Raw genomic sequence first — 2,418 nt, 5'->3', positions numbered from 1 at the left:
TGGATAGCTCTATTGAAGTTGACCTTGGTCTTGAAACCCTCACACTTAGCATGACTATTTCTGATTGCTCTCCAGAATTGATGGCACTGTTGGGGCGCACTGATGTCGACATTTCATTACGAAGTTCAATGCAAGCGCAAGGCACACCAGCAGAAGGTGTTGTCATTACCATGAGAGGACTATGCAAAGGCTTTGAAATGGCAGAATGGCAACCGGGAGGAAAAGCAACTTCTACAGCAACATTCACATTGCAATATTTCAAATATGTCCAGAAGGACGTTGAAATCGTTGAGATAGATGTCCTCAACTTGGTGAGAAAATTCAATGGCGTCAATCAACTCGCAGACCATAGAGAAAATATAGGATTATAAAATGACAGTCCAAACAAGCATTACACATAAATTATTGATACCTGTTACTTTTGAAGGAAAAGAGCACACCACAATTACCTTACAGCGCCCCAAAACAAAAGATGTGCAAGCAATCGACAAAAAAGAAGGCATAGAGCAAACAATTGCTATGGTTGCACGCCTTTCTGGATGGGCACATGAAGCGGTTGGAGAACTCGATATTAATGACTTGTCGAGCATTGGAGAGATTTTGGAGTCTTTTATCAAGCGGCGGGATACCTCGACTGGGAAACCGCCGCTAAACTCATAGCCGATATCGCCATTGTGTTCCATTGGTCCCTTTCAGACATGATGGAAATGGAACCACAAGAATTAATATTCTGGGGAAAACAAGCAGCAGAAAGGTATAAGACAAAATGAGTAAAACAACTAAGGTTGCCGATGCAAAGGTAAAATTGACTCTTGAGGACAAACTCACCGCACCTCTCAAACGTGTACAAGAATCTTTTAAGAATTTGTCGCATACATTAAATATTCCCCACTTTTCTGCTGCACTAAAAAATATGACAGCATGCCTTAAAGGTGTTCAAATAGCCCTTGGTACAGCGGCAAGTCGTGCTTCGGTCTTTACCGGTGCTTTAGGGCTTACTGGTGATGGTCTTGTGGCAAGCTTGACCTCTGTCACCATGAAAACCATGCATCTTGGGGATAGTCTTCACCATGCATCACGGCATTTGGGAATGAGTGTTACATCACTTCAATTATGGGGGGATGCAGCTGATAGTTCAGGCATTTCTGCCGAGCTTTTTCAACAATCCTTAGCGGTTTTAAATAGGCGTTCAGCACAAGCCTATGCTGGACAAAAAAGAGGCATGATGGGCTTTGAAACGCTTGGCATTTCTGTCAAAAACACTTCTGGAAAACTCAAATCCACTTCTGTCTTGTTAGAAGAAATTACCGACAAGATGAGTAAGATGAAAAATCAAGCACAAAGACAGCATATTGCTGCTCTGTTGTTTGGTGGTGATGGTAAAGAAATGGCGACCATGCTTGCACAAGGCATGGCACCCATTAAAGAGCTGTTTGCAAAGGCGCGGAAAGGAAAATGGCTGATAGGTGCCGATGTTGCACGCTATGCAGCAGATTTGAGTGATAAGCTTGGTGCTTTTAAGAAAAAAATAGGCGGTATCGCGAGCTTTATTGGCGCCCGTTTCATGCCCGTGATTAATGATATGATTGACGGTTTTTCAAAGTTGATTGATGAAAACCGCGACCTCATTCAAACAACCGTTGCGAGTTGGGCAAAAACCTTAAAAAAAGTCCTTAATGATTTGATTAATCCTACCTCTGATTTAAGAAAAGGCATAAGTGATCTTATAGAGAGGATTAAAGGCTGGTTCCAATGGCTAGAACCTCTGATTGGTGAAATAACCCTCTTTAAGGTAGGACTTGTGGCACTTGGTTCGTTCATTTTTGGTCCACTCATTGCCGCAGCGGGAGCAGCGGGAGCAGCGTTTGTCACCCTTGGCTATACTATAATGACGACGCCCATAGGATGGCTAATTGGCGGCATCGCAGCTCTTGTTGTACTCTACAAATATTGGGACAAACTCAATGCTTGGGTAGCTGCATCCTTAGCCGCAGTTGGAGCAGTTCTTACTGGGGCATTCATTGCGGCAATAGCACCAACTGCTTCCGCAATTGCTGGTCTTGCTGTAACTCTTGTAGCTTCACTCATTCCAGCAATAACTGCCGTTAGTTCTGCTTTTATATCGCTTGGTATCGCAATCATGACCACTCCTATCGGCTGGATAATTGGCGGTATTGCAGCCCTTGTTGGAGCTGGATATTTGCTCTACAAAAATTGGGATACGGTAGTAAGCTTCATAAGCAACTTGTGGAATTCTTTTGCGAGCTTATGTAGTAATGTTTTCAATAACCTCTTGACGCTCTTTAAAAACTTTTCACCACTCTCTTGGATTTCGAAAAAAATCAATGCATTGATTGAGTGGCTGTTTGGGATCAATCTCATGGAAGCAGGAACCAATCTGATTAACGGGCTTTGGGA

General features: G+C 43.1%; 4 protein-coding genes. All 4 read left to right on the top strand.

The features are described 5' to 3' along the window. Positions 1-371 (top strand): phage major tail tube protein (locus tag ACFINH_RS09480; RefSeq protein WP_375632900.1); only part of this gene is annotated, 371 nt, incomplete at its 5' end. 1 nt (position 372) lies between these two features. Further along, positions 373-660 carry a phage tail assembly protein gene (locus tag ACFINH_RS09475; RefSeq protein ID WP_375632898.1) on the top strand — a complete coding sequence of 96 codons (288 nt, stop codon included), beginning with the start codon at positions 373-375 and terminating at the stop codon, positions 658-660. A gap of 38 nt (positions 661-698) precedes the next feature. Then, positions 699-770: a hypothetical protein gene (locus ACFINH_RS09470; RefSeq protein ID WP_375632902.1), complete on the top strand. Its 72-nt coding sequence runs from the start codon at positions 699-701 to the stop codon at positions 768-770. Continuing rightward, on the top strand, positions 767-2,418 hold a 1,652-nt coding region (locus ACFINH_RS09465; RefSeq protein WP_375632896.1), incomplete at its 3' end, for a phage tail tape measure protein. The genes ACFINH_RS09470 and ACFINH_RS09465, both read left to right, overlap by 4 nt.

Source organism: Bartonella sp. AA74HLJMH (genome assembly GCF_042197045.1).
Lineage (GTDB): Bacteria > Pseudomonadota > Alphaproteobacteria > Rhizobiales > Rhizobiaceae > Bartonella.
This window is presented reverse-complemented; position numbering and strand designations above follow the sequence as displayed.

Coding starts and splice junctions, on each gene's coding strand:
- ACFINH_RS09475 (WP_375632898.1), top strand. CDS start 373: ATGACAGTCCAAACAAGCATTACACATAAATTATTGATACCTGTTACT.